General features: G+C 43.3%; 25 protein-coding genes. 13 read left to right on the forward strand and 12 right to left on the reverse strand.

What is annotated here, in order from left to right; all coding sequences use genetic code 11:
- Positions 1–190 precede the first annotated feature (190 nt).
- Positions 191–727 carry a manganese efflux pump MntP gene (locus D6D85_RS05750; protein ID WP_125671118.1) on the forward strand — a complete coding sequence of 179 codons (537 nt, stop codon included), beginning with the start codon at positions 191–193 and terminating at the stop codon, positions 725–727.
- A gap of 17 nt (positions 728–744) precedes the next feature.
- Here D6D85_RS05750 and D6D85_RS05755 read toward each other — a convergent pair whose 3' ends face one another.
- The gene (locus D6D85_RS05755; RefSeq protein WP_125671119.1) at positions 745–1512 is read right to left on the reverse strand and encodes an SPL family radical SAM protein; all 768 of its coding nucleotides are present in this window, start codon (positions 1510–1512) and stop codon (positions 745–747) included.
- Between the two features lie 39 nt (positions 1513–1551).
- Here D6D85_RS05755 and D6D85_RS05760 point away from each other — a divergent pair, with 39 nt between their 5' ends.
- Positions 1552–2715, forward strand: coding sequence for an Nre family DNA repair protein (locus D6D85_RS05760; protein ID WP_125671120.1), 1164 nt, complete (start codon positions 1552–1554; stop codon positions 2713–2715).
- Here the strand turns inward: D6D85_RS05760 and D6D85_RS05765 are convergent.
- Positions 2710–3408, reverse strand: a complete 699-nt coding sequence (locus D6D85_RS05765; RefSeq protein WP_125671121.1) for a carotenoid biosynthesis protein — start codon at positions 3406–3408, stop codon at positions 2710–2712. The genes D6D85_RS05760 and D6D85_RS05765 overlap by 6 nt on opposite strands.
- Positions 3409–3601: 193 nt before the next feature.
- On the opposite strand from D6D85_RS05765, the gene D6D85_RS05770 reads away from it, so the two are divergent.
- The 5 genes from D6D85_RS05770 (at position 3602) to D6D85_RS05790 (ending at position 7649) form a co-directional block, all read left to right on the forward strand.
- On the forward strand, positions 3602–3817 hold the full coding sequence (locus tag D6D85_RS05770) for a DUF2283 domain-containing protein (protein WP_125671122.1): 216 nt from the start codon (positions 3602–3604) through the stop codon (positions 3815–3817).
- A 76-nt stretch (positions 3818–3893) separates the two neighbouring features.
- Positions 3894–4496 carry a 5-formyltetrahydrofolate cyclo-ligase gene (locus D6D85_RS05775; RefSeq protein WP_125671123.1) on the forward strand — a complete coding sequence of 201 codons (603 nt, stop codon included), beginning with the start codon at positions 3894–3896 and terminating at the stop codon, positions 4494–4496.
- Between the two features lie 78 nt (positions 4497–4574).
- A complete protein-coding gene (locus D6D85_RS05780) occupies positions 4575–5456 on the forward strand; it encodes a TackOD1 domain-containing metal-binding protein (RefSeq protein WP_125671124.1) in 882 nt (293 codons plus the stop codon).
- A gap of 59 nt (positions 5457–5515) precedes the next feature.
- Entirely contained in the window at positions 5516–6700 is a 1185-nt protein-coding gene (locus D6D85_RS05785) for a glycosyltransferase (RefSeq protein ID WP_125671125.1), read from the forward strand.
- A 31-nt stretch (positions 6701–6731) separates the two neighbouring features.
- Positions 6732–7649 carry a hypothetical protein gene (locus tag D6D85_RS05790; protein ID WP_125671126.1) on the forward strand — a complete coding sequence of 306 codons (918 nt, stop codon included), beginning with the start codon at positions 6732–6734 and terminating at the stop codon, positions 7647–7649.
- Positions 7650–7689: 40 nt separating this feature from the next.
- On the opposite strand, the gene D6D85_RS05795 is transcribed toward D6D85_RS05790, so the two are convergent.
- The gene (locus tag D6D85_RS05795; RefSeq protein ID WP_125671127.1) at positions 7690–7944 is read right to left on the reverse strand and encodes a UPF0175 family protein; all 255 of its coding nucleotides are present in this window, start codon (positions 7942–7944) and stop codon (positions 7690–7692) included.
- Positions 7945–7969: 25 nt separating this feature from the next.
- A complete protein-coding gene (locus tag D6D85_RS05800; protein ID WP_125671128.1) occupies positions 7970–8206 on the reverse strand; it encodes an RNA repair domain-containing protein in 237 nt (78 codons plus the stop codon).
- A gap of 48 nt (positions 8207–8254) precedes the next feature.
- On the opposite strand from D6D85_RS05800, the gene D6D85_RS05805 reads away from it, so the two are divergent.
- The 5 genes from D6D85_RS05805 (at position 8255) to D6D85_RS05825 (ending at position 13528) form a co-directional block, all read left to right on the forward strand.
- A complete protein-coding gene (locus D6D85_RS05805) occupies positions 8255–9109 on the forward strand; it encodes a fumarylacetoacetate hydrolase family protein (RefSeq protein WP_237558768.1) in 855 nt (284 codons plus the stop codon).
- Positions 9110–9170: 61 nt separating this feature from the next.
- On the forward strand, positions 9171–10415 hold the full coding sequence (locus tag D6D85_RS05810; protein WP_125671129.1) for a hypothetical protein: 1245 nt from the start codon (positions 9171–9173) through the stop codon (positions 10413–10415).
- A 19-nt stretch (positions 10416–10434) separates the two neighbouring features.
- A complete protein-coding gene (locus D6D85_RS05815) occupies positions 10435–10869 on the forward strand; it encodes a metal-dependent hydrolase (protein WP_125671130.1) in 435 nt (144 codons plus the stop codon).
- Positions 10870–11068: 199 nt separating this feature from the next.
- Positions 11069–11914, forward strand: a complete 846-nt coding sequence (locus D6D85_RS05820) for a hypothetical protein (RefSeq protein ID WP_125671131.1) — start codon at positions 11069–11071, stop codon at positions 11912–11914.
- Positions 11915–12298: 384 nt separating this feature from the next.
- Complete coding sequence (locus D6D85_RS05825; RefSeq protein ID WP_237558769.1) at positions 12299–13528, forward strand: RNA-guided endonuclease InsQ/TnpB family protein; 1230 nt, start codon at positions 12299–12301, stop codon at positions 13526–13528.
- 33 nt (positions 13529–13561) lie between these two features.
- On the opposite strand, the gene yjjX is transcribed toward D6D85_RS05825, so the two are convergent.
- A complete protein-coding gene (gene yjjX, locus D6D85_RS05830) occupies positions 13562–14083 on the reverse strand; it encodes an inosine/xanthosine triphosphatase (protein WP_125671132.1) in 522 nt (173 codons plus the stop codon).
- A gap of 66 nt (positions 14084–14149) precedes the next feature.
- On the opposite strand from yjjX, the gene D6D85_RS05835 reads away from it, so the two are divergent.
- Positions 14150–14593, forward strand: coding sequence for a hypothetical protein (locus tag D6D85_RS05835; RefSeq protein WP_125671133.1), 444 nt, complete (start codon positions 14150–14152; stop codon positions 14591–14593).
- A gap of 95 nt (positions 14594–14688) precedes the next feature.
- Here D6D85_RS05835 and D6D85_RS05840 read toward each other — a convergent pair whose 3' ends face one another.
- From D6D85_RS05840 to D6D85_RS05870, 7 genes are all read right to left on the reverse strand, one after another.
- The gene (locus D6D85_RS05840) at positions 14689–16170 is read right to left on the reverse strand and encodes a gamma-glutamyltransferase family protein (protein ID WP_125671134.1); all 1482 of its coding nucleotides are present in this window, start codon (positions 16168–16170) and stop codon (positions 14689–14691) included.
- Between the two features lie 71 nt (positions 16171–16241).
- Positions 16242–17516, reverse strand: a complete 1275-nt coding sequence (locus tag D6D85_RS05845; RefSeq protein ID WP_161969709.1) for an ATP-binding protein — start codon at positions 17514–17516, stop codon at positions 16242–16244.
- 160 nt (positions 17517–17676) lie between these two features.
- On the reverse strand, positions 17677–18738 hold the full coding sequence (locus tag D6D85_RS05850; RefSeq protein WP_125671136.1) for a branched-chain amino acid ABC transporter permease: 1062 nt from the start codon (positions 18736–18738) through the stop codon (positions 17677–17679).
- A 4-nt stretch (positions 18739–18742) separates the two neighbouring features.
- Complete coding sequence (locus D6D85_RS05855) at positions 18743–19666, reverse strand: branched-chain amino acid ABC transporter permease (RefSeq protein ID WP_125671137.1); 924 nt, start codon at positions 19664–19666, stop codon at positions 18743–18745.
- Between the two features lie 4 nt (positions 19667–19670).
- Positions 19671–20420 (reverse strand): ABC transporter ATP-binding protein, encoded by a 750-nt coding sequence (locus D6D85_RS05860; protein ID WP_125671138.1) that lies wholly within the window; start codon positions 20418–20420, stop codon positions 19671–19673.
- 28 nt (positions 20421–20448) lie between these two features.
- Complete coding sequence (locus D6D85_RS05865; RefSeq protein WP_125671139.1) at positions 20449–21726, reverse strand: ABC transporter substrate-binding protein; 1278 nt, start codon at positions 21724–21726, stop codon at positions 20449–20451.
- A gap of 244 nt (positions 21727–21970) precedes the next feature.
- Positions 21971–22945, reverse strand: a complete 975-nt coding sequence (locus D6D85_RS05870) for an ornithine cyclodeaminase family protein (protein ID WP_125671140.1) — start codon at positions 22943–22945, stop codon at positions 21971–21973.
- Between the last annotated feature and the right edge of the window lie 435 nt (positions 22946–23380).

Raw genomic sequence — 23380 nt, forward strand, 5'->3', positions numbered from 1 at the left:
CATCTCCTGAGGATAGCCTTCTTATCACTCCGTTCACAACAAATACCTCTGTAATTGAGATTTTTTGATGCCTTATCTCGACAAACTGTGCCCCTAGATCGAGAGCATAGGAGATCGCTTCCTCCAGATCCATAAAGGACTAGCTAACAAGAAGGATAAAATCTTTATTTTCAGTTAAGAGAGGAGGACAATGGATCCCTCATCACTGGCCATCTCCATAAGCTTGGCTTTTGATTGCCTCTCTGTTTCTGCAGCTAGGTTCACAGGCTTAAGCTTTGACAGGGAATCTTCCTTAAGGATGGCCTTTTCCTTTGGAACATTCCAGTTTCTCATGTTCTACGCAGGATGGGTTGTTGGAAGCAGATTTTCATTATTTGTAAGCGAGTTTGATCACTGGATTGCCTTCTTTTTGCTTTTCTATATCGGAATTCGAATGATAAATCAGTCGGTAAAAGGAGAGAAATTTCAGGAAACTTCCATCACAACTCTTGTTCTTTCGATAGCTACTAGCATTGACGCTCTTGCTGCAGGACTAGGCCTATCCCTAATAGGGATAGATGCTTTAACGCCAGCTGTTGTGGCTGGGATTTCATCGTTTCTTCTCACTCTTGTGGGATCATACATTGGAGTTAAGGGAAAAGCTGCATTGGGTGAAAAATCTGGAGCATTTGGAGGTGCTGTCTTGATACTAATAGGCTTCAAGATACTGGTGGAGCACCTTCTCTAATAACATATACTGGGTATTCAGTAAACAAAAACATATTTTATTCTTTTTTCGTCCAGAAACTCCTTCAGAGATTTTTTCAAATTAATATAATATTTGTCGAGCTCAGGAATCCAGTTAGATACTCCGATATCTGAGAGAGCTCTATCTATCCTGTTGTAAAGGCCCGGCTTTAAATTCAGTCTGTCAAAATATATTAGATCTGCGTGATCCTTAACTGCCATTATCAGATCTCTGAGATCATCCAATTTAGTGCCTGGAAGCACGGGACCTATGAAAACAAAGGTCCTCACATTCTCCCTCTTAAATCTCTCCAGAGCATCTATTCTTGAGCTTACCGGAGAGGAAAAAGGCTCAAACCTCTTCCTTATATCCTCATCTAGGGTTATTATTGTGAAGCCCACTTTTGTATTTCCATTTGCTATTATATCCATGTCCCTTATTATAGACGAGGATTTCGTCTGTATTATGACAGGCCAGCCATATCCCATCAGGACCTCCAGAATCCTCCTTGTGAGCCTGTATTTCATCTCAGCCGGCTGATACGGATCTGTTAAAGATGATAAATACACAACACCCTTCCTTTTTCTTCTTATCTCCTTGAGCAGAATCTCAGGTGCATTTACCTTTGCATACAAGTAACTGCCCCACTCTCCAGTGTAGCCCCTCATCTTGGTGTAGTAATCTGCATAACAGTATACACATGCATGCTGACAGCCGATATATGGGTTTATGCAATAATCCCCTATAGCGCTTTTGTTTAGTATGCTCCTAGCTCTTACCTCCATCGCTGAGTTTATTAAGGTGAAGCCAGAAAAACATATTGTATGAAGAAACTGAAGCTCCTATCAGAGGACTACAGAACAGTAAAACTAAGAAGGGAGGAGATTCTGTCCCTCATTCCATTCATTCCATCCTCAAATGAGGTAGTTGGTTCCTCCCCTCCGGAGATATTTGTCGGCAGGCACGGATATCCTAAGGTATTAATAGGCCCTCTCATACCTCCCTTCCTCGGAAGAACGGAGAACCTGTGTTTAACTGAGACTTGGTTTGGGAAGGAGCTGGAGGAGATAATCAGGATGAGGATGCAGCTCATCAGGGGGAAGAAACTCCTTAAGGTCTCCCAGATAGATGATAGATACGCTCAGGAGCTGAGGGAGGCAATGTTATCAGAAGTATCTGTGGACATGGAGGCAAAACTTGGCTCTTCTCCAAGAGGATTTCTATTTTCAGAGGATCATCAGCCTTTTGGACCCTCTGCAAGCCTTGAATATCTGAGGATATACCCAGGAAGGACTGATTTCAGGGTGGAAAAAGCCTATTACGACAGGGACATGGGATCAGTTGATGCCATAATTGAGCTTTATGGAAAGGGAGTTCCAATCTCAAGGATACAGCAGTGCTTCAGCGCAGGTCTCTTCGGGGTGAAAAGAAGGTTTGTTCCGACGAGATGGTCGATAACTGCTGTCGATGATATAATATCAAAGTATATTATAGAAAAAATAAAAGAATACCCAGTTATAAATGAATTCAGAGTTTATCATATGGAATACATCAGGAATAAGTGGGCTGTTATAATGCTGCCGGAGAGGTGGAGCTATGAGTCCATAGAGGCTTGGTTTCCCGGCACCATAACCGATAAAATGGGAATAGCTGGGGATTATGAGCCATTTAACGGGAGGAAGGAATATGCTAGTATGGGAGGATGCTACTATGCGGGCAGGCTTGCTGTGGCTGAGAGGCTTCTGGAGGAGAGAAGACAGGCATCTGTTCTGATACTCAGGGAGATACATCCCGGCTACATACCCACAGGGGTTTGGAATGTGAGAGAGACTGTGAGAAATCTCCTTAGGAAAAAGCCATATGCTTTCTCCAGCCTTAAAGAATGCCTTTTGTTTGTCGAAAAGAAGCTAGATCTGCCCCTTAAAGTTTGGATTGAGAACTCCAAAATTTTAAAAGAGAAAATGGAATCTCTTGAGAGCTTTTTATAAAAATTTCCTGAATAAAAATAATGCAACAGCCATGAGAAAGCTGATAAAAGCCGGAATAAAAGAGTTTTGACCGGCAGAAACGAGAATGGGAACATAACTGAAGATGTATGGGATATAGGCATGCCAGGAAAGGGTTTTCGGCATGTCATCTCGGGAGAGAGCTAAATATAAGCAGATAGCTGTGAGAGATACCGTGAACCAGCCGAGAAAGTTGCTGAGCGGTACTCCAAACCAAAGGCCTTTCTCCCTCCATGCCCAAACTCCTTGCTCAACCATCACTGGATCAACTGCCATGTCCAAGAGTACCATCAACAGAGGAACAATCAAAATTCTCCTCTTTCCTCTTATAAGAAAGGTTGATGCTAAATAGCATGTGTAAATGTAGATCCCCCAAGCAACTATTACAGGCACGGGAACCCCGTAAATTGAGTATTTCTCAAGCTTCAAGTAAGAATAGCTTCCGAAAGGGAATCCGTAGCTCAACCCGATGTACTCGAAAAGAAAACCGATAAAAGATCCAATAATAGGAAGAAGGACTATTTTTGCCGAAAAAGGAAGCATAAATATCACTGATAGAAGAAATAATATCAGAAGAGCGAGATCAGCAGGTCCTCTTATGCCAGCAGCAGGTAGAATTGCATTTACAGCATATCCAGCGGTAAGAAGAGCAAGGGATATCCCCGTCCAGCGCATATTGCCGAAATTCTGCCATAAAATTTAAAGCCACATTATTTTATTTAGAAATATGCTCGAGGAGATTTTTTCTTTAGCTTTGAAAAGCCTTTGCCTGCAGGAAAGGTTCGATCTTGTCTTCGATCAACAGTTGTTAACAGAACTCTCTGTACAGATATACTTTTATACAATGTCTTATTCACTGGCGAATTGTATGCTTGAATACCTCATAAGATATGATCCCGGAGCTGATGCGATCTATATCAGGATTAAGGAGGATGAAGTTGCAGAGAGCGAGGAAATAGGAAGCGGAATAATCGTAGACTATAATAACAAAGGAGAAATTGTGGGAATAGAGCTTCTGGAATTTTCTAAGAAGAAGGCAGACCTAGGAGAGCTCATAGTCAAGGGACTGCCTGTTCTAAGGTAAAGAAAAATTGATAATATCTACTGATAATTTAGAATCAAGCTGAAAGATTTATTATCATCCCCTGTATGCCTAGAGGATGGAAAAGGATGAGATAAGGGAGAAGATATGGAGGATGATGGTTGAGAAAAAAGTGGCTTTGCCTCCATTTCCAGTTCACGGGAGGATACCTAATTTTAAAGGGGCAAGGGAAGCTGCTATGAAGCTGAGAAATCTGGATGAGTACAGAAAAGCAGAGGTTCTGCTCTGCAATCCGGATTCCCCGCAGATTCATGTGAGGGAGATGGCACTTAAAGATGGAAAGATCCTCGTGGTTGCCACTCCTAGGCTTTCAAGAGGGTTTATTGAAGTGAGGGGACAGGATGTAAGTCCCACTATAAGGGGGATGATCGAGAGAGGAAGGCCTGTCAAGCCAGGTGATCATAAAATAGACATATTTGTAGCGGGATCTGTTGCTGTGAGCGTTGAAGGATACAGGCTTGGCAAGGGAACTGGGTATTCAGATGTGGAGTTCAGGATGTGGAGGGAAGCGGGCTCTATAGATGATAGAACTCTGAGGGTGACAACAGTTCACGATATCCAAGTGGTGGAATTCGTGCCAAGGGATGAATGGGATGTCCCAGTTGATCTCATATCAACTCCTACAAGGATTATATGGACAAATCTCTCTAAAAGGCTTTAATCCAGTCAGAAGGACATCACGCTTTTTGTTTGGAATTCGAACATAATACTTTATATATTTCCCTTCCTTTTAGCATCTATGTTAACAGCCAAGGACAGGATGATAATCGAGATAATGGCAAAATTCACAGACGAGCTAAGGCCCATTATAGATGAAAAAGGGGTAAGCTATCCTGATGCCGAGAGGTTATTCGATCTGGACAGGGAAAGCACTGTGGAAAAGCTAGAGGAACTCGTAAAAGAGGGAGTGATGACTAAGAATCAGATAGATAGCTTGATCACATGTCCGAATTGTGGAAGCCATTTAATGCTTGCTAAGCTAAGTTGTCCGAATTGTGGAAGCAGGATTATCACAAAAGGAAGGGCATTAAGACATTCTTGCGGTTATATAGGGCTGGAATATGATTTTTCAGAGGGAAAGTGTCCTGTATGTGACAAGCAGGGTGGATATCAGGATTTGGGGGTTCAGTACAGGTGCGAGAGCTGTGGAAATGTGTTTAGAGATCCGAGAATATCCTTTCTCTGCTTAAACTGTGGAAAGGAGAGCGAGGATATCTCAACAGTAATAAAGCCGTTGTTCTCCTACAAGCTGAAGAAAAGCAAGAGCAAGCTCGACAAGCTTGAGAACATGCTCAAAAAGAGCTATAATGTGAATATGCCGGGATCAATCAGGGGATTATCAGGTGTTGTTCATCAGTTCAACTGCGTCCTCCGTGACAAAAACGGAAGGCTTACAGTGGTTGATATAGCTGCAAGAGATCTCTATGTAGGAGAGGAGGAGGCCTTCAGATTTGCCCTTAAGGTGATGGATACAGCTCCCAACAGGGCTGTTTTCATCGCAATACCCAGGATATCAGCGGATGCACGTGATCTCTTGAGGCAGAACAGGGTTGAGGTTGTGGAAGCTGAGGATCTGGATAAAGCCATAGACTTGGTGGTTGATCTTCTGATGGGATCCTAGAATTTATTTATAGAACAAGAGATTGCAATCTTTTTAAGTTAAGCTGATCTTCCCTTCTTGTGAAATTCCTTCAAACGATCTCGCTCATAATACTCTGTCTGATTCTCTTCTGGATTCTGTACCACACACCTCTCATGATAGCTGGATCGAGAAATGAGAGGAGAAGAGCTGAGAAACCTGGGATCCTCCCTAAAATCTCAGTTATAGTCCCGGCTAGGGATGAGGGCAGGGTGATAGAGAGGTGCATTAAATCCATACTGAATCAGGATTATCCAAGGGATCAAATAGAAGTAATAGTGGTGTCGGCCGACGACTCGACAGCTGAGATATGCAGGGGCTTCGATGGAATTAAGGTGATAAAGGAGGAGAATCCAAGGGGAAAACCTGCTGCCCTGAACCTCGGGTTGAAATTCGCGTCAGGGGATATAATAGCTGTCTTCGATGCAGATAATGTTCTGGATAAAGATTGCCTGCTGAAAGCAGCTGCATACTTTCAGGAAGGAGCTCTTGCAGTTCAGGGAAAGACGGGATGCCTGAACAAAAACCAGAACATACTTACAACCCTTGTTTACCTTGAGCAGGAGGCATGGCAACGCCTTCTGCTGAGTGGAAGGGACAGATTTAGGCTTTTTGTTCCATTTACAGGGAGCTGCCTTTTCATAAAAAAGGAACTTCTTGAGGAGCTGGGGGGATGGGATGAGAGCTCCTTGGCAGAGGATGTCGAGCTATCAGCAAGACTTCTCCTGAGGAATATTAAAGTCACATATGCAAATGATGTGGTGTCGTGGCAGGAGGCTCCAAGCAAATTGAGGACTCTGGTGAAGCAGAGGGTAAGATGGTACAGGGGTTATGTTGAGACATCTATCAAGTATCTAAGCCTTCTAAAAAGACCGTCTTCTGCTGCTTTAGATGCTGAGATATTCCTTCTTGGCCCTATATTCATGGCTCTTTCCCTCCTAGGATATGTGTGCTGGATAGCCAGCATAATATATCCTATATCAGATATTCTGCTTGAGATCTTGGCTTCATTCTTGGGAGCTGTTACAGCTTTTTCCGTCACCTTCTCCTTGGTTGCATTTGAGAGATCCCCTGATCTGGGAAACATCGCCCTAATTCCTCTGATATATGTTTACTGGATGATACAGTCATCCATAGCGATGAAATCTATTCTGGACTTCATCTTGAGGAGACCAAAGGCGTGGAGAAGGACGGAGAAAGAGGGGTGGTCCCCAATAAACTTATAAGCACGCATATTACCCTGATGAGTGATCCCTAATGCGTCCAGTATTAGCAACAGTAGCGGTAGTTGCTCTTATCTGTCTGAGCTTGATGGGGATAATTCTAGGCTTTATATCACTAGAAAAGGTAAAGCTGAGCCCACACATTTACCTCATTCTGAGTTTTGAAGTGGATAACTCGAGCATTGCTCTTAAAGGCTATGGTTATGGATTTGGATCGCTGGAGCATCCTTCTGTATATGATGAGGGTCTGCGAAACGATCTAAACAGGAGATCCATATGGATTCTCGACTTCAAGTATTCATACGGCGATAGCAGTTGTAGGCCTAAGGAGCTTGGGAGATATGTCTATGTAAGCAATTTCGGTGATCGCACCAACTTGGTGTTCTCTTATGGGATTCATTCGGAGAGCATGAATCCGTCACCATATGAGGGGGCATTCCACAAGTTCGTCTTGAATGAGCATGAAGAACAGATAAGGAATTGTAGTGTGGACAATGGCCTTCTTTTAGTAAACATAGAATCTCCCGGAATTCTTTTTCTAACCGAATGCTGCAACCTATACCAAGACTCTCTTAACCTCTTCAGCCATGTTAGGCCGGCACAGCCTCTAGCGGAATTGCTGATACCTGTATCGAAGGATGGTGATAGACTGATCTTGCTTTACCATAATACCAGTTATATAACAGGATTGAAATTAGTGTATCAACATAAGGAAATATATTGTTTAGAGGGTCATTGTCGTTGCTACTTGCATCTAGTGATGGAGGGTCCAAGAGATGGAGAGCCTCTCTTTTCATATAGGGATATAGCTTTTACTTCAAGCGGAGCTGCAGAGGCTAGAAAACTCTCCGTAATAATGCTAATTGTGGTGTCCTTCATGCTATTGATGATATGTTTTGTAATGCTGCGTGTGATCTGGAGGAAATCCTCGAGAGGCTCTGCATTAACCTGAAGGATATATTAACAAGTGTTTTTCTATAAATTTTCTAGAGCTAGCAGCACCTTCTCTCCTTTGCTATTGCCATGAAGTCCTTCACTGTCATGTTCGCCATTCTAGCTGCCTCACTCTGCTTGAGCTTTCCCTCATAGTAAAGCTCTATTGCTGTCTCCAGCATTAGCCTCTCCATCCCCAGCACAAATGCTCTCTTTACAAGCTCTGATGTATCCACCTTCCTGAGCTTGGATATCTCCTGTATTCTCTTGAAAAGATCAATCGGTATCCTCACAGCTATTGCCTTAGAGCCCATTTTAGGGACAATGATATGACAAGTATTAAACTTTTCTCCACAGAACAACGCCCCTTCTCCTTATCTCAACTATCCTGTGATGAGGTATCTCCCTTCCCCCGACAATTATCCTGTCATGAAGCGGTTTTATCTCACTTCCTCTGACGATCTCAGTATCTTTATCCCCATCCCTTGACAGGAAAACAATCTCATAATCCTCCGGCCTTTCTCCAGGCTTGTATAGCATCTCCGATATTATCTCAGCAACTCTTCCCTTTCTCACATGAACACTGTTATAACACTGCTGAAAAACATTTGGTAAAGGTTAATAATGGGAGGAATTGCTGAAGGAGGTATGAGGATAGCTAGATTCAGATTCAATGGGAAGATATCATATGGCATTGTTCTAGGGGAAAAGGTGATCCCAGCTGAGAAGCTGGGGATTCCTGAAACTGTGGAGGAGTTTATAGCTTCTGGCATTAAGGTATCCCCTGAGGGGAAAGAGGGAATTCCCTTAAGCAAAGTGGAGCTCCTTGCGCCTCTGTCAAACCCCCCGAAGATAATATGCCTCGGCCTAAACTACTTTGACCATGCCGAGGAGCAGGGGAGGGAGCCGCCAAAGGACCCCGTGATATTTCTTAAGCCAAGAACATCCATAGCAGGGCCTTTTGAGGACATACCAGTTCCATTTGATTACACAACTCAGGTGGATTATGAGGTGGAGCTAGCTGTTGTGATAGGAAGGAAGGGAAAGAGGATACCAGAGGAGGAGGCAATGAACTATGTCTTCGGCTACATGGTGTTCAACGATCTCTCAGCTAGAGACATACAATTTGGGGACAAGCAGTGGACGAGGGGGAAGAGTCTAGATAAGTTTGCACCAATGGGTCCATGGATAACAACAAGGGATGAGATAAGAGATCCTTATTCCCTCAGGATGAGGACTTTGGTAAACGGGGAGGTTATGCAGGACTCCTCAACAGCAAAGATGGCGATAAAGATACCCAGGATAATATCTGTTTTGAGCAAAGGCATGACTCTTGAGCCCGGGGACATAATAGCAACGGGAACTCCAGCTGGAGTTGGGGTCTTCAGGAATCCTCAGAGATTTCTGAAGCCGGGAGACATAGTCGAGGTTGAAATAGAGAATCTTGGATTTTTAAGGAATAGAATAGTGGCTGAGTGATTACTTCAACTTGCGCTGAACTAAACAACAAGGCTTATAGCTCCTCAGCTCCAAAATTTCTATGCGCATAAGTGTGCTTCTAGTAGTGTTGCTTTTATTGCCCATTCTCAATATATCAGCCTGTCCCCCGACAGCAGGATATGTAGGAGCTGTGTACAAGCAGGGAATATCTGAGAGCGAGGTGATAAGCTATTTAAACGAAAGCGGAATAGCATCCAAGGTCAATTCAGGCTATTTCTCTTTCTCTCCGTACTTCAACGAGAGCCTGAGGGCAATATATGTGGAGATCGGCTTTTATGAGGAAGGAGCCCCCATAAAGGCCTACATATTTCCTGGATCAAAGTACACCCTGCTTCTTGTGGAGACAGATTTTAATCTAAATAAAGGACCCCTTATCTATGCGGAGTCCCTTTTATCTGGGCTTTTGAGCCCAGAAAAGATAGTGAATGAATCAGGAAGCCCAAATAACTGGAACCCACCTGTTCCATATGCTGTCTGGAGCAAACTTGAGAAAGGGGTTGACCTAGATGTAAAAGTAGTTAGATGCGGCTATATGTACTCAAAGTTGAGGAAGCCGGAAATCAACAGGATAGGGGTTGTGGCAAACGGAATAGACTACAATTTATCGTTCAGTATAATAAAGAAAATTGAGGAAAAGGGTTTAAAGGTGGATTATCTTGGCTGCAGCGAAGAATCCATATTAAAGGCCTCGAAATACAGAGTGGTTATCTTCCTTGGAGGGCATCTGGCTCCTATCACTGGGAAGTTTGTTCTTCCTTTATTAAAGAACAGATCTGCCTATCTGGAGGAGAATGGATGGCTAATCTTTCCTGGAAGATGGGGGACTGGTGGCACCTTCATAGTTATTGCCGGGTCAGACAGGTATATGACGAGGAAAGCAGCCGAGGAGTTTTTGAAGGGATGGGCTGATACCATAGTGAGAATGGTGAAAGAAGGGGAGGAGGTTTCCCTGACATTCAACTCAACATTCCACATAGCGATTGAATCTCATGGAGGATGCGGTTTGCTAGAGGAATCTAGGCTTTTGCTGAAGGCTGAGGGGAATTATATAAGAGCAATTTATGAGGAGGGTCACTCAGATCCATGCTCCAAGTTTTACATAGCTGATTACTCTGTGGAGAATGGGGAAATAAGGATAGAGCTACAGAGGGTCTCCACCTCCCTAATATGCGTTCAGTGCATCGGTGTTATAACAGCCAACATATCGATAGGACCTCTTCCACCGGGCAGTTACAAGGTGTGCATAAACGGGATCTGCGGATCAGTGAGCATAAGTAAATATTAAACCAGATGATGTACTGCATATGAGCAAGAAGACGCATATAGCATTTGCCCTATTCCTGTCCTCCTATTTATTTAGGTCAGATCCCAAGCTCCTCCTCTTCATCCCGGTTATTTTTGTCTCTGCGATGCTTCCCGATCTTGATCTTGCTCTCAGAAGTATTCCCTTTATCGAACACAGGAAGACTTTCCACAACATCTGGTTCATGATAGCAGCCATTGCTTTGCTCTGGATTCTGGTTCATGATCCTCTTGTGACAAGGCTCTTCTCCATAGGAATAATATCCCATTTTTTGATGGACAGCCTCACAAAGAAGGGGGTGATGTGGCTATATCCCCTGTCAAACTGGAGAATAAGCGGTCCCTTGAGGACTGGGGGTTTAATTGATAGCCTGATAGGCGCTGCATCTCTTCTAGCCTCTATCTATTTGGTGGGAAGTTATTTTGCAGTATTTTAATCTACTAACCTGATTCTCAATCCTCCTTGCGAATAGGATATTAAACGCACACATTTCATAGAAAATGATAGGCTTGTAATGTCTAAGAATTTATATTTTGAAGTATATACTAGATTGGCTAATCGTCAATAGACGATCAAAAAATCGACAATTAAAAAAAAGATAATAAAGAAATGCTGCTTCGTCTATTGGTGAGAACATGAGGAGAGCGGGGGTTGTTATCTCAGCAGCTCTGATCTTCTCCCTGCTTCTATTGACCGCAACAGTAATGCCAGTTCCATCAGGAAAAAGTAATTTTGTCTTTGGGTCATATGGAAAAACGATAAAAGTGAACCAGACCCTGAATGAGACAATGAGAGATGTTTTAAAGGAGGTGAGAGTGAGCAATCTAGCTCCTCCAATTAGTATACCAGGATGGAATCTCCTTTATACAGTAACCTACAAGGGAGTAAGCTATTCCATATTCTCATCAGGAAATGATACATATATAGTTCTTTGGGATTCAAAAGGGATTAAGGGGAAGGAGAAAGCAGAGCTTGTGCTAGTGAAGGAGAAAAAGAACCAAAGAGTTTTGCAAAAAGCCGAGGATAACTCGTCCCTGATAATATACGGCTCTGTTGGGAGGACCTACTTGATAAAATCCAAGTTGATACCAATGCCTCTTCAGAACTACAATTATATTCATGATGGAGAGGCATATGCGGAGTGGTATTATCCTGTCGGATCATGGAAGGCAACAAATCATGCAAAAGGTAGATGGTACATACTTTACGGGGTCGCGATAACAGGTGCATATGATCTATCATATGAGGATCATGCAGTTGGAGTTACCTGCTGCAGAACTAATCACTATATAACTGGGGTAGGAACCGTAGCATCTCAGGTCAGGCACGATACACATCATATGTTATGTGTATGGGATTACCTTGGCATTCTATCAAGACATTGCGATATGTATGCTTGGTATAGTGTGGATGCATGGCTTAACACGGATTGGGATGCACATGGAAGCGATAATGGTGCATTTGGATGCAGCTGCCCCTAATTTCTTATTTTTTACTAAATATAAATTTATTTGTTTCAAAAATTCCTTTTGTGATTTTACAGTAATATTGGCAATCGCGCGCGCATTATTTTAATTCTCAATTATAACACAGAGAAGGGAGGTTATCTAGGCAATAAAAAGCCAGAGTTCTGTGGGCAATTCATTTTTATGAACAACTGAGAATTTCCTAGTCTATTTCTAAAATTTTAGAGAAAGCATGAAAAAGCTTTAATATAACTATTGTTATTATCTTGACTGCAGCGAGGAATCATCTTAAATGCCTCGAAATACAGAGTAGTTATAACAAGAAATCGCTTTTCACGGCAGGAATGACGAAAGATTTAAAAATAACTGGAAAAATCCTAACTATCTCGGGATGTTCCCTTGCGGAAGAATGTTCAGGTATGTGTTGTTGGGAAGGTTTTTAAGCCCAATAGGCTGAAGGTTTTAGCCTTAAACAGAACCCTTAACGAGTATTTTAGGCTTGTGAGATGGTATATTGGCTTCAACTCTAAGTCCAAGAGTTTTCTACATGAGAATTGCTATGGGAAAGCTAAGGAACTCTTCAACCTTAATACTGCCCTAATTCAGACTGCAAGGGATAAGGCTGTTGAAATCTTAAAAGGCTTCGAGAGAAACAGGAAAGATGATAGTATCCTAAGGCTTAAGGGGATATCCATGCGGTTCGACAGGAGATGCTACAGATTTTCTAAGACAACAAACGTTCTGACGCCATACTGGCTTACGCTAAGCCTGAACAGGCGGGAGAAGGTCAGTCTACCAATAGTTTTTGGGGAAAGGCAGAGACGAAGGATTGAGGAAGCCCTTAGAGGCGAGTGGAGGTTCACAACTGTTGAGATGGTTAAACATTATGGAGAATGGTACGCTCACTTCACCCTAGAGAAGGTTGTTGAAGTTCCCGATGAGCCTGAAACCATAATAACGATAGATAGGGGAGAGCATAACTTAGCTGTTGCAGTAGCGATATCAAAGAGTAACCCTAATAAGCCCATGAAGGGGCAGTTCTGGAGGGGGCAAGAAATCAAGCGAATAAGGGGACTATATGGTCATATCAGGAGAAGGCTTCAGGAGAAGAAGCTTTTGAAGAAGGTTAAAGAGCTTAAGGGAAAAGAAAGAAGGAAGGTAAACCAACAACTACACATCATAGCTAACCAAATAGTTGCCTATGCTAAGCAGTTCCCGAAACCAGTAATAGTGATGGAGGACTTGAGCGGTATTAGGGATAACTTCAAGAGATCGAAGAAGCTTAATAGGAGGTTCCACAGCTTGCCGTTTAGAAGGCTCCAAACCATCATTGAGTACAAGGCGCTCCTCGAAGGGATAGAAGTCAGGTATTTAACGAAAAAAGAGACAAGAAACACCTCTAAAACATGCCATAGATGTGGGCATGTTGCCCAAGTCAAAGGAAGGGAGTTCAGATGCCCAAAATGTGGGCTAACCTACAATAGGGATCTGAACGCATGCATTAACATAGCCCATGCCTTAACGAGAGGCATGGGATGGGGGAGCTGTGAGCCCCCCGAACCAGCAGATGAGGGGACAGGCGCAAAGCCTGCCCTAAACGCTGGAAGCCTCGTCCTTCAGGGCGGGTAGCTCACCCAACAGAAAAAGCGAAAAAGCTGGTGGCTAGCCTGGCCACAAGTCGCCAGAAATAAATCTTGCTAGAGCCATCAAAACTCCATGCTTATAAAGCTCCTTTCTGTCCACTATCCCCCTTGTGAAGTAGCCTATAGCTCCCTCATTTTTCTTCACATTCTTTCTTCCGGTTATCTCATCCATTATTTCTCCCAGCTCCTCCCCCCTCAAGAGCCTTCTTAGTAGCTTCTGTGGGCATTCAAACCATCCGCTTGTTCCAGTGCTCATCAGGCCATCGCTCCTCATCACAGCAACGAATCCAGCCAGGTAATATCTCCCGTGAAGATAAAACAGCCCTCCCTCTATCCCAACTGAGAAATCCGATGGAAGCATTTCCATCGCCTTTATAGCTCTGTTTACAGCCCCTTTTACCGCATCCTCCTCTATCGGCTCAGGTCCAACTCCACTGTCAACATCCACCCCTACCACTTCTACATCCCCAAATGCAAGGGAGAAGGACTCCTTAACGGCTGATATCTTAACGGGATTTGTCGAGCCCACCACCACTCTCATAGGATGATCACAGCAATTTCCAATTTTAAGCTATTGCTATTTATTTTTGCCATCTAAATTCCCATGATGAGGGCCATAGCATTGTTCGGATCTTCTGTTGATGAAGCTGTGCCTGCTGTCCTGAGAGTTCTATCCAGTTTGGGATATAGGACCTTTCTGGTGAAAAAAGTCAGGAAAGAGGAGCTTGGAGAGGAGCTTGAGGGAGCAGGAGGAAAGATTCTTGTTGGATCCAGACATATGAAGATCACTATGAAGTATAAAGCTGAGCTAGATGACGTGATCAGGGTGGCAAAGCTCTGCCCAGAAGTCCAGCCGGATTTCCTCATTCTTGTTGGATTCGATGAAGCTGCTGAAAGAAGCGACATGATAAAGATAGCTGTGGTAAAAAGCGATAAGGAGAAGGAGAGGGTCATGAAAATTCTGAAGGAGCCTGTAGCTGGAATATGCAATGAAAGCTCAGTGGATGATGTGGTAAGAAAAGCTGTGGAGATGAAAATTTTCATCAGATAATAGCTCTATCTCCCAATTATCTCTACATGATCGCAAACAGCAGCTATGGTCCCTTAAGACTACTATAGCTGTAATTCTGACAGTGATCTTCTGATCTAGATTCCTGAGCAACCTCCATCTCCTCTCACATCCGCACATCCTATCTTTAGCCCATCCTTTCTAAGGCATGTCAGAGCAGCTACACCGAGCCTAGAAGGATAGCTTCTAACATCGATTTTAATATCGGATTTCCCAATTTCTAGCCCCTCCTCAACCACTAAGATCCTCTTTGAGGGATCAAAATATGCCCTTGGAAAATCTATAGACTCCCTTAGATCCATGCCAAATTTGAATATATTCGTGGAGAGCCACCAGTGTATCTGAGGCCTGTAGTGACCACCAGATGTCCCTATAACATACCAATCATCATCTAATTCGAATATAAGAGATGATAGGGTATGAAGAGTCCTTTTTCTAGGTTCAAGCCTGTTTATATGGTCTTCTTTCAATGAGAAGCTTGATGCCCTGCAGTTCAACGTTATCTGATAGGTGGGTTCAGTTATTCCGGAGCCAAAAGCATAGAATATGCTCTGGATTCCTGCTACTATCATTCCATCCTGATCTATCACGCTGAAGAAAGTGGTATCTCCATCATTTATGCTTTCTGTAGCTCCACCTTCGAGGATAGAGGGATGGAGCAGCTTCTTAACATCCACTTTCATGAACTTGGGATCCGTCAAATACCTGTCCCTTATGCTGTAAGCTCTCTCCGATATCTTAATCAGTCTTCTCAACCTGCCCCAAGATCTGGGGCTATCTAGCTCTTCGGTGAGCATCATCATGTGCAGTGTCGTTATCCCTTGGGTTGGAGGGGGCATCTCATACGCTACGCCTCCCCAGATGTGAGCTGATATCGGGCTACCCTCTCCAGCTCTGTAGTTAGAGAGATCGTCCATTGAGAGCAAACCTCCCTTTTTCCTGACATAATTAACGATTTTCTGGGCTATTTCTCCCTCATAAAATTCTCTTGGATCTTCTGAGATTATTTCAAGAGCTTTTGTAAGCCCTTTAAACATATGATGAGATCCGGGAACCCCTATTGTAAGGTAAGTTGAGGAGGATCCCTCATCCGAGGATAAAAGATCCCGGTTCAACTTTACAGCTTCTGAAAGGCTTTTGCTGACAGGAAATCCGCCTTTTGAAAGCTTCACAACTCTGGAGACAAGATCACTCCATTCTATCTTTCCATAAAGCCTCCACATGAGATAAAGGGCATCCAAGTAACCTGGCACCGTTATGGAAAGAGGCCCTCTCTCCGGCATCTCATTGAATCCCCTCCGAAATAGCTCATCTCTACTCAGTTCGGAGGGGGAGGGACCGGATCCATCTATGAATCTGATTTCCTTCCCTTTCTTTACTAGGGCAAAGAAATCCCCTCCCAACCCACTCAGATGAGGCAAGAGAGTTGATAGGGAAAGTGAAGCTACTACAGAAGCATCTACGGCATTCCCTCCTTCCCTCAGGATTTCAGCCGCTATTGTAGATGCTAGATAATGTTCAGAAGCGACAACGCCACCGTAAGTCATGAAGGGATGCACCTAAAACTGGGAAAGGGCTATTGAAAAAGTTTACCTACAGCATTGTGGTGATAAAATTTCATCATGAGAAGCTATTCTATCTCAGGCCTAAGAAGCCATCTCCAGAGTGGAACGAATTTTATATCTCTGTTCCCCATGCTCTCCTCATCCTCATAATCCCAAGTGATCACAATAAGATTCCTGCAGTTGAGAAGCTCTCCTGCTCTCAGCAAGCTGTCCAGCTCCCTTCTCTCCACTTCATTTCTGCTTGATGCATATGTCACCTGAATTAGCTGTCTTATCTCAGTTCCCTTCTTCAGGACAAAGTCCACTTCATGTTGCTGGTAGTCCTTCCAGTAGTACACTTCCATATCCCTCGACCAGTAGCTTCTTCTTCTAAGCAGCTCGACTGCCACTATGTTCTCCATCATGCTTCCCAAATCTTCCCTCATCGCGACAGCCCTTATCATGCCTGGATCTATGCAGTAAACTTTCTTAGGACTTCTCTCCACTTCCTTTGGCTTAAATGAAAACTTATTTATGAAAAATATTAGGTATGATTCACTTATATATGAAAGATAGTTCTTTGCAGTGTGGTCGCTCCTCAGGCCGAACTGCCTCTTTATGCTGTTATATGTAACATACCTCCCGAAGTTGCCCATCAATGTCAGGGCAATCTCTCTGAACGTCGTCCTATATGCTATGTTGTACCTCATTATTACGTCCTTCTCAATTATATCCCTGTAGAGCTGCCTTAGATATATCCTAGGATTCTCCTCCTCGACAACAACCTCAGGAAATCCGCCTTTCTCTAAGTAGTTATTGAGCTCATGTTTTATCAAGCTCATACCCCTAGTTGTCTCGACATTTTCATCAAAACCAATTGACCTCAGGTATTCTCTAAAGCTAAACGGATATATCTCAAGCTGCAGGTGTCTTCCAGTGAGGTGTGTTGCAAGCTCTCTGCTGAGCAGCTTGGCATTGCTCCCTGTGATGAACACATTGTACCCAGTCCTCTCGAGCTTGTTTACGAAGAGCTCCCATCCATGCAGGTTCTGTACCTCATCCAGAAATATTGCGTCCATCTCCCTTCCGTATATCTCGAGGAGGGCTGAAAGTATCTCATCAGGGGATACAGAGAGGAGAATCTGTTCGTCAAAATTTGCATAACCAAAATTTAACCCCCTCAGCATGAGGTATGTTGAAAACGATTTTCCGGATCTTCTAACTCCAGTTGTGACTTTCATCAGCTTACTCTTTCTCATCTCATCTAAAAACGGAAGAAATTCTCTTTCAACGATTCTCGTCTTTTTAACTCTTTCCTCGAGCTCTGATCTTTGATCTAGGAGCACCTGTCTTATCCTCATCATTTTAAGTAGAAGTGCGAAGTTTATATATAAACTTCGCACTAGCAGTGCGATCGGAAAGCTAGTTTTATTAAAATTTTCTTATTATTTCGAAACAATTAGATGAAGAAGCAGGATGAGAAGCTGTTGGTAAAACAGCGGAGAAGCTGGTGAAAATCCGCTAATCCCTTTTTCGATGAAACTTTTGAGATATCCTTACCAGCTTATCTCTTGGTAGCGTATATCTGGGCTTCTCCTTAATAAGGCCTTGAGGTCTTAATATGACGATTATGAGCAACAAGAGGCTCAATAGCAGGTATTCCATCCACACCACATCAAACGGAAGAAAGGCAAAGGCCTCCTTATAGAATATTATCAGCTTCCTGAATGCGATAAAAACAGAAGTCCCTAGAAGAACTCCCTTGTTATTGCCAAGCCCCCCGAATACCACCATTAGCCATGGGAGAAATGTCCACTCCATCCTTCCGTATACACCAGGTCCTACGTAACAGGAGTAAAATGCATAGAGGGCACCGGCTAACCCACTCATCATCGATCCTAGCACAAGAGCAGAGATCCTCACTTTGACTATGTCCTTCCCCAGAGATGCTGCTGCTATTTCATTATCTCTCACAGCCTTAAATGTTCTGTAGACAGGTGATCTGGATAATATTTCGAGAAAAAGCGCTGTTAATGCAGCTATTCCGAGCAGTATGATCGGCAGCAGCAGGAACCTGATCGATCCTAGCCAACTCCAAGGATCTGGAACCATTATTCCTATAACACCTCCGACCAGCGGCTCATAATTCCTGCCTATAATAGAGAGAATCTCCCCTAGGGCTAGAAGCGTGATAGCTAGATAGTCAGACCTGAGTCTTATAGCAGGATATGCTGCTAGGATGCCTAAAGCTCCTCCCATGCACATTGCCACTAGCAGTGTTAGAATGAAGGTTAGTATCCCTATGAGAGGGTCTCTCTGGAGGTAATGGTTTATTTGGGTGACTATAATTACGTTGTTCTTCAGAATGTCCGATGAAAGACTGGAATCGATAGCGTATATGTGCATGAGCAACCTTATTGGAAGCCAACCCACTACATAAGCTCCTCCTGTGACGGCAAGAACCAAGCCAAAATTGGGTATGCCAACATATCCAAGCTCTAAGTTAAGGCTAAGATTCAGTATGAAGTAAATAGCGAGGAGGGATATTAAATCCGTCAGAAAAGTCAGAATAAGCTCTTCCATACTCTCACCTAACCCTCAATAACGGAAGAACTTTCTTCCACTCAATCCCAATGATCCCTCGAGGAGCAAATAACAGAGTTACTACAAGTATTGCCATAGGTATCAGAGTCTTGTAGGGGATAACAGCTGTTCCAAACACAAGAGCCAAGGCAGATGTCAAGAGGATCTGCACGAATCCCACTAGAATGCCTCCTATAAAAGTGCCGAATACCTCCTCAACCCCACCAACTATTACAACGCAGAACATAACAGGCAGCAGAGAGTCTCCCAGTACAGGTTTTCCCTGCATCCAAAGTGGTAAAAGTCCACCTGACAATCCTGCAAATCCTCCAGCTATAAACCAAGAGAACAGATTGACTCTGGTAACGTTTATCCCTATGAGAGGAGCAAGTAGCGGGTTGCTTATCGAAGCTCTGAGAGAAGCTCCAATAGTCGTATGCTTCAGTAGATAGTGAAGAAAACCCAGTGAAAATATCAGGAGCAGCAAAGAGGACCAAAAAATTCCAGGAAATTCAAGAAAATTAAAGTCCAAGCTTCTCAGTAGGAAGTTTTTGGATGGTAATCCCAGTCTAAGCTGGAGATAATCAGCCCCTATGTTAAGCAAGCTGAAGAGAAAAAGATCAAGTGAAAGAGTTGCGACCAGCATCATGATAGTTGAGGCTTTTCTCTTCCTTAGCGGCTCTATGATGGTTATATATTCCAGAAATGCCACAAAGCCGCATGTAATAAATGCCAGTGGGAGGTATATGTAAGGACTTCCCCCCATCAGAGCGACTGAAATGAACACAATATATGCCCCTATTGTCACCAAGCTGGCATGGGCGATGTTCCAGACCCCTGTAGTAATCCTCACAAATCCTAATCCAAAGCCCATTAAACTGATAAGACATGAATATGTAACGGCATCAATTAGTAGGGTCCAGCTCATTCTCTCAACCTCCCAGATAAACTTCTCTCACCTTACTGTTTCTAACAACCTCGCTAGGAGCCCCCTCAAAGATAATCCTTCCTTCATGCATCACATAGACATGATCGGCAAAGGGCAACGCAATATCTAACCTGTGCTCAATCACTAAGAATGTAAGATCTTTAGAATCTCTCAGATTTTTAATATAAAGGAATATCTCATGAGCTAGCTTAGGAGAGACACCTGATATAGGCTCATCAAGTATCACCATTTTAGCTTCGGCCATTAATGCTCTTCCTATTTCAACAAGTTTTAGATGACCTGCCGGAAGCTTTTCTATAGAAGAATTCCAAAACTCAGCTAAACCGAGGTCCTTCATAATGCCAAAGGCCTTCTCAACAATATCTCTCTCATAGTTGATCCACTTGCTCCTGATGAGCCCCTTCATGACAGACTCCCCAGGATTTCCTCTCGCCGCGACCAAGATATTCTCAAGAACAGTCAGTCCCCAAAATAGAGAAGGTATTTGAAAGGATCTTACAATTCCTTTTTCATATATTTTGTTCATGGGGAGTCCCGTTATATCCTCTTTCTCAAAGTAAACCTTGCCCGAATCCGGTTTGTAATAACCAGCGATCAGATTTATTAGAGTTGTCTTACCGCTGCCGTTAGGGCCTATTATGAGCGTTATCTTACCTTGCTCGCAGTTTATACTGACGCCATCAACAGCCCTTATCCCCCCAAAAAACTTCCTGAGATTCTCTGTTGAGAGCATAAAATCACCAAAAAAGTAAAAAGGGGATTTATCCCCAGCTGACAGCTCCGGTTGCAGATATATACTTCGCAACAAGAACCCATTTTGGCTTTCCATCGACTGTCTTTACCTGATAGAAAGCCATGTCCAGACCTTTTCTATCCCCGTTTTCATCTATTTCTGTCCACCCACTTGCTCCAAAGTAACTGTTTGCTACGTATGGAACCATCTTCTGAATTATGGCACCATCATAGGTCCCAGCTTGGAGAACTGACATTGCAGCCACCCAGAGGCAATCGTATAATATCAGGCTATATATGTCAACATCCTCTCCTGTTTTCTCCTTAACGTATTTAACAACTTTCTCCTTCTTTGGAGTCTCTGGAGCATAATAGAAGCCAGCTAACAACTGAGTCCTAACAGCCACATCACCGGCATCCCTTAATATGACTGAGCTCATGGCTATGGCATCTCCCCCGAACCACCTTACAGAGAGCGTTATGCTATTCCGGGCTTTTGCCTGAGCTAGCGTCATGGCCAGATCTTCCCATGTTAGGGTTTGTATCGCAACCTTATCAGCACCATACTTCTGTATAGCTGGCCCAATAGCTGTCTCCAGCGCCGCTATCTCAGAAGAAAACTCCGAGGTTCCTGGTTCATACTCGATATAGGCTAGGATCTCCCCACCGAGCCTCTTGAACTCATCTCTGAATGAATGCGCTATCGATATATCGCAGGGGTCCTTCCTCTGAAGGATTGCCACATGTGTTATGCCCAATCCGTATACCAACCTTGCTAAAGCTACTCCCTCCATATCGTCATGCGGGATCAGCCTGAAAATGTAATCTGGTGCTCCTAGTTCAGCCACTGTTGAGAAGGAAGTTATAACAACAATCTTATTTGCATCGACATATCCTTTTATTGCCTGAATATCTGCACTAGACAGAAGACCGACTATTACTTTTATACCCTTAGCAGCAAATGTCTGGACTTTCTGAAGTGTCACATCAGATTTTGTCTCAGTGTCCTCATAGTAAAACTTAAATGTCAGAGGAAGACCAACAGATTTCACAAAATCATTGATATCTTTCTCAGCTAACTCTGCTACAGCTTTACCTCTAGCTCCATAACTCGCAAAATCTCCCGAAAGAGGAAGAGGAACTCCTATCGGGATCTCCTTCGGCAGGCCTGTTGGTGCAGGTGTTGGAGTAGGAGTTGGTGCCGCAGGCGCAGGCTTGGGAATGGCGTATCCAATTCCAATGCCGACAAGGAGGACCACTATCAAAAGAACGGCTAGTACCGGGGTTGTTATACCTCTCCCATTCATGTTGAACCCCTCAATCAAGAGAGTTTTACTTAAAAACTTTATCTCCCCTCTCTTCTTGTTAAAAATTTTTCTGTACTGCTCTACAAGAAGCCTTTAATTAATAGTGCCTTTACCAGACTGCCGATAAAAAGTGTACCTACAGTATGATGAATAATACTAGAAAACTCTTTAAGGAAAATATTTTAGAGAAAAGATAAAGAATTCAGCGCCCCAATTTACCACTAAAGATTTTTTTAGAGAGCCTTTATATGAGGGGTAGCTTGGCCCCCATACCCTTCTTAAGGGCTTCCTCATAAATGAGCTTTCCAACAGCTACATCCAGTATCGCAAGGCCTAGGTTCATGCACATGATTCTCTCAGTTTCCTTCTCTCTTCCAGGTTTCTTGCCCACAACTACCTCTCCAAGGTCTCCAGAGATCTTATCTACAGGTCTTATCCATCCCTCCTTTATGTAGTAAAGTAACTGCTCCACGTCATCTGTATAAAACTTGTCCATTGCTGCTATGGCCGAGGACTTCCAGTAGGAGTCGAAATCAAGTGGAAATGCAGATGCTCCCTCCTTTATCCAATTAGCCTCTATAACTGGATTTGGTTCTTTAAGGATGTAACCAGCAGTAACTATGATATCCGATCCCTCAACAGCTTCTCTCGGCGAAGATGTTCCCATCACAGAAAGGTCTGTCTTCTCTTTCACAAAAGCCTCATAGCTTTTAAGAGTACTTTCACTAATATCATACGCCTTAATAGTCTTTATCGGCAAAATTTTGCTCAGCATAAGCGTGTTTGTTTTTCCCTGTGTTCCACATCCCAAGACAGCAAGAACTTCACTGTTCTCCCTAGCCAAGTACTTGGCAGAAACTGCTGTTGCAGCAGCTGTTCTATAAGCAGTGAGCCAAGCAGCATCCATGACACATAGTGGAAGTCCTGTTTCAGGATCATTAAGTATGAACATGCCAGTAATATAGGGAATTCCTCTTTTAGGATTCTCAGGGTATCCAGAAACCCACTTTAACCCAGCAACATCGCTTCCCTTAAGATAAGCAGGCATTGCATGTATAAAGGAGTCCGGCCTTGGGTGAATACCCGGCTTTGGGGGCATTTCAGCAAGTCCTCTGCCTTTCTGTCTGAAGGCATCCTCCACAGCATTTATTATTGATTCATAACCCAAACCTAAGGAGTTCACGTCATGATATGAGAGATACAGTATATAGTGCGTCATACCGCACACTACATGCTAAACAACTTAAAGATTAACCTTGATGCTTGACAATAGCACGGAAAAGTATTAGAAAATTTGTGAGTATCTTCACTGCCCAAAACCCAATGAATTTTTAGGTGTATCGAGGAAATATTAGCTGTTCCAATGATTTTATTTAAATTTCCAAAACGAACAATGCTTAAAAGCATTGCTCTGTAAAACCTTGCATAGTGCACTTACTTGAAATAGAAATACGAGCTACTATTTTATGTCATTTTCTAGCAAAAGGATTTTAAAGTATAGCTTGGTAATGAAGTGTGCTAAACGAAAGCCGTCTAGATGAATTAACAGAGGGAATTGAGAGGCTCAAGAACGGGGCTCTTATATCAGTACTCTCAATTGTTTTTGGAATGGCCGCTTTTCTGTTGCTGCTGGCTGTCCTTCCGCACATGAGTT

It is taken from the genome of Candidatus Methanodesulfokora washburnensis (assembly GCF_003947435.1).
GTDB classification, from domain to species: Archaea; Korarchaeota; Korarchaeia; order Korarchaeales; family Korarchaeaceae; genus Methanodesulfokora; species Methanodesulfokora washburnensis.

What these genes read in the sequence shown, in the direction of transcription:
- D6D85_RS05765 (WP_125671121.1), bottom strand. Translation starts at nt 3,408, where the DNA reads ATGCGCTGGACGGGGATATCCCTTGCTCTTCTTACCGCTGGATATGCT.
- D6D85_RS05860 (WP_125671138.1), bottom strand. Translation starts at nt 20,420, where the DNA reads ATGCTCTCAACAGAGAATCTCAGGAAGTTTTTTGGGGGGATAAGGGCT.
- D6D85_RS05750 (WP_125671118.1), top strand. Translation starts at nt 191, where the DNA reads ATGGATCCCTCATCACTGGCCATCTCCATAAGCTTGGCTTTTGATTGC.
- D6D85_RS05815 (WP_125671130.1), top strand. Translation starts at nt 10,435, where the DNA reads ATGAGCAAGAAGACGCATATAGCATTTGCCCTATTCCTGTCCTCCTAT.
- D6D85_RS05780 (WP_125671124.1), top strand. Translation starts at nt 4,575, where the DNA reads ATGTTAACAGCCAAGGACAGGATGATAATCGAGATAATGGCAAAATTC.
- D6D85_RS05855 (WP_125671137.1), bottom strand. Translation starts at nt 19,666, where the DNA reads ATGAGCTGGACCCTACTAATTGATGCCGTTACATATTCATGTCTTATC.
- D6D85_RS05810 (WP_125671129.1), top strand. Translation starts at nt 9,171, where the DNA reads ATGCGCATAAGTGTGCTTCTAGTAGTGTTGCTTTTATTGCCCATTCTC.
- D6D85_RS05845 (WP_161969709.1), bottom strand. Translation starts at nt 17,516, where the DNA reads ATGAGGATAAGACAGGTGCTCCTAGATCAAAGATCAGAGCTCGAGGAA.
- D6D85_RS05755 (WP_125671119.1), bottom strand. Translation starts at nt 1,512, where the DNA reads ATGGAGGTAAGAGCTAGGAGCATACTAAACAAAAGCGCTATAGGGGAT.
- D6D85_RS05770 (WP_125671122.1), top strand. Translation starts at nt 3,602, where the DNA reads ATGCTTGAATACCTCATAAGATATGATCCCGGAGCTGATGCGATCTAT.
- D6D85_RS05820 (WP_125671131.1), top strand. Translation starts at nt 11,069, where the DNA reads ATGAGGAGAGCGGGGGTTGTTATCTCAGCAGCTCTGATCTTCTCCCTG.
- D6D85_RS05760 (WP_125671120.1), top strand. Translation starts at nt 1,552, where the DNA reads ATGAAGAAACTGAAGCTCCTATCAGAGGACTACAGAACAGTAAAACTA.
- D6D85_RS05870 (WP_125671140.1), bottom strand. Translation starts at nt 22,945, where the DNA reads ATGACGCACTATATACTGTATCTCTCATATCATGACGTGAACTCCTTA.
- D6D85_RS05865 (WP_125671139.1), bottom strand. Translation starts at nt 21,726, where the DNA reads ATGAATGGGAGAGGTATAACAACCCCGGTACTAGCCGTTCTTTTGATA.
- D6D85_RS05775 (WP_125671123.1), top strand. Translation starts at nt 3,894, where the DNA reads ATGGAAAAGGATGAGATAAGGGAGAAGATATGGAGGATGATGGTTGAG.
- D6D85_RS05790 (WP_125671126.1), top strand. Translation starts at nt 6,732, where the DNA reads ATGCGTCCAGTATTAGCAACAGTAGCGGTAGTTGCTCTTATCTGTCTG.
- D6D85_RS05805 (WP_237558768.1), top strand. Translation starts at nt 8,255, where the DNA reads ATGGGAGGAATTGCTGAAGGAGGTATGAGGATAGCTAGATTCAGATTC.
- D6D85_RS05835 (WP_125671133.1), top strand. Translation starts at nt 14,150, where the DNA reads ATGAGGGCCATAGCATTGTTCGGATCTTCTGTTGATGAAGCTGTGCCT.
- D6D85_RS05850 (WP_125671136.1), bottom strand. Translation starts at nt 18,738, where the DNA reads ATGGAAGAGCTTATTCTGACTTTTCTGACGGATTTAATATCCCTCCTC.
- yjjX (WP_125671132.1), bottom strand. Translation starts at nt 14,083, where the DNA reads ATGAGAGTGGTGGTGGGCTCGACAAATCCCGTTAAGATATCAGCCGTT.
- D6D85_RS05795 (WP_125671127.1), bottom strand. Translation starts at nt 7,944, where the DNA reads ATGGGCTCTAAGGCAATAGCTGTGAGGATACCGATTGATCTTTTCAAG.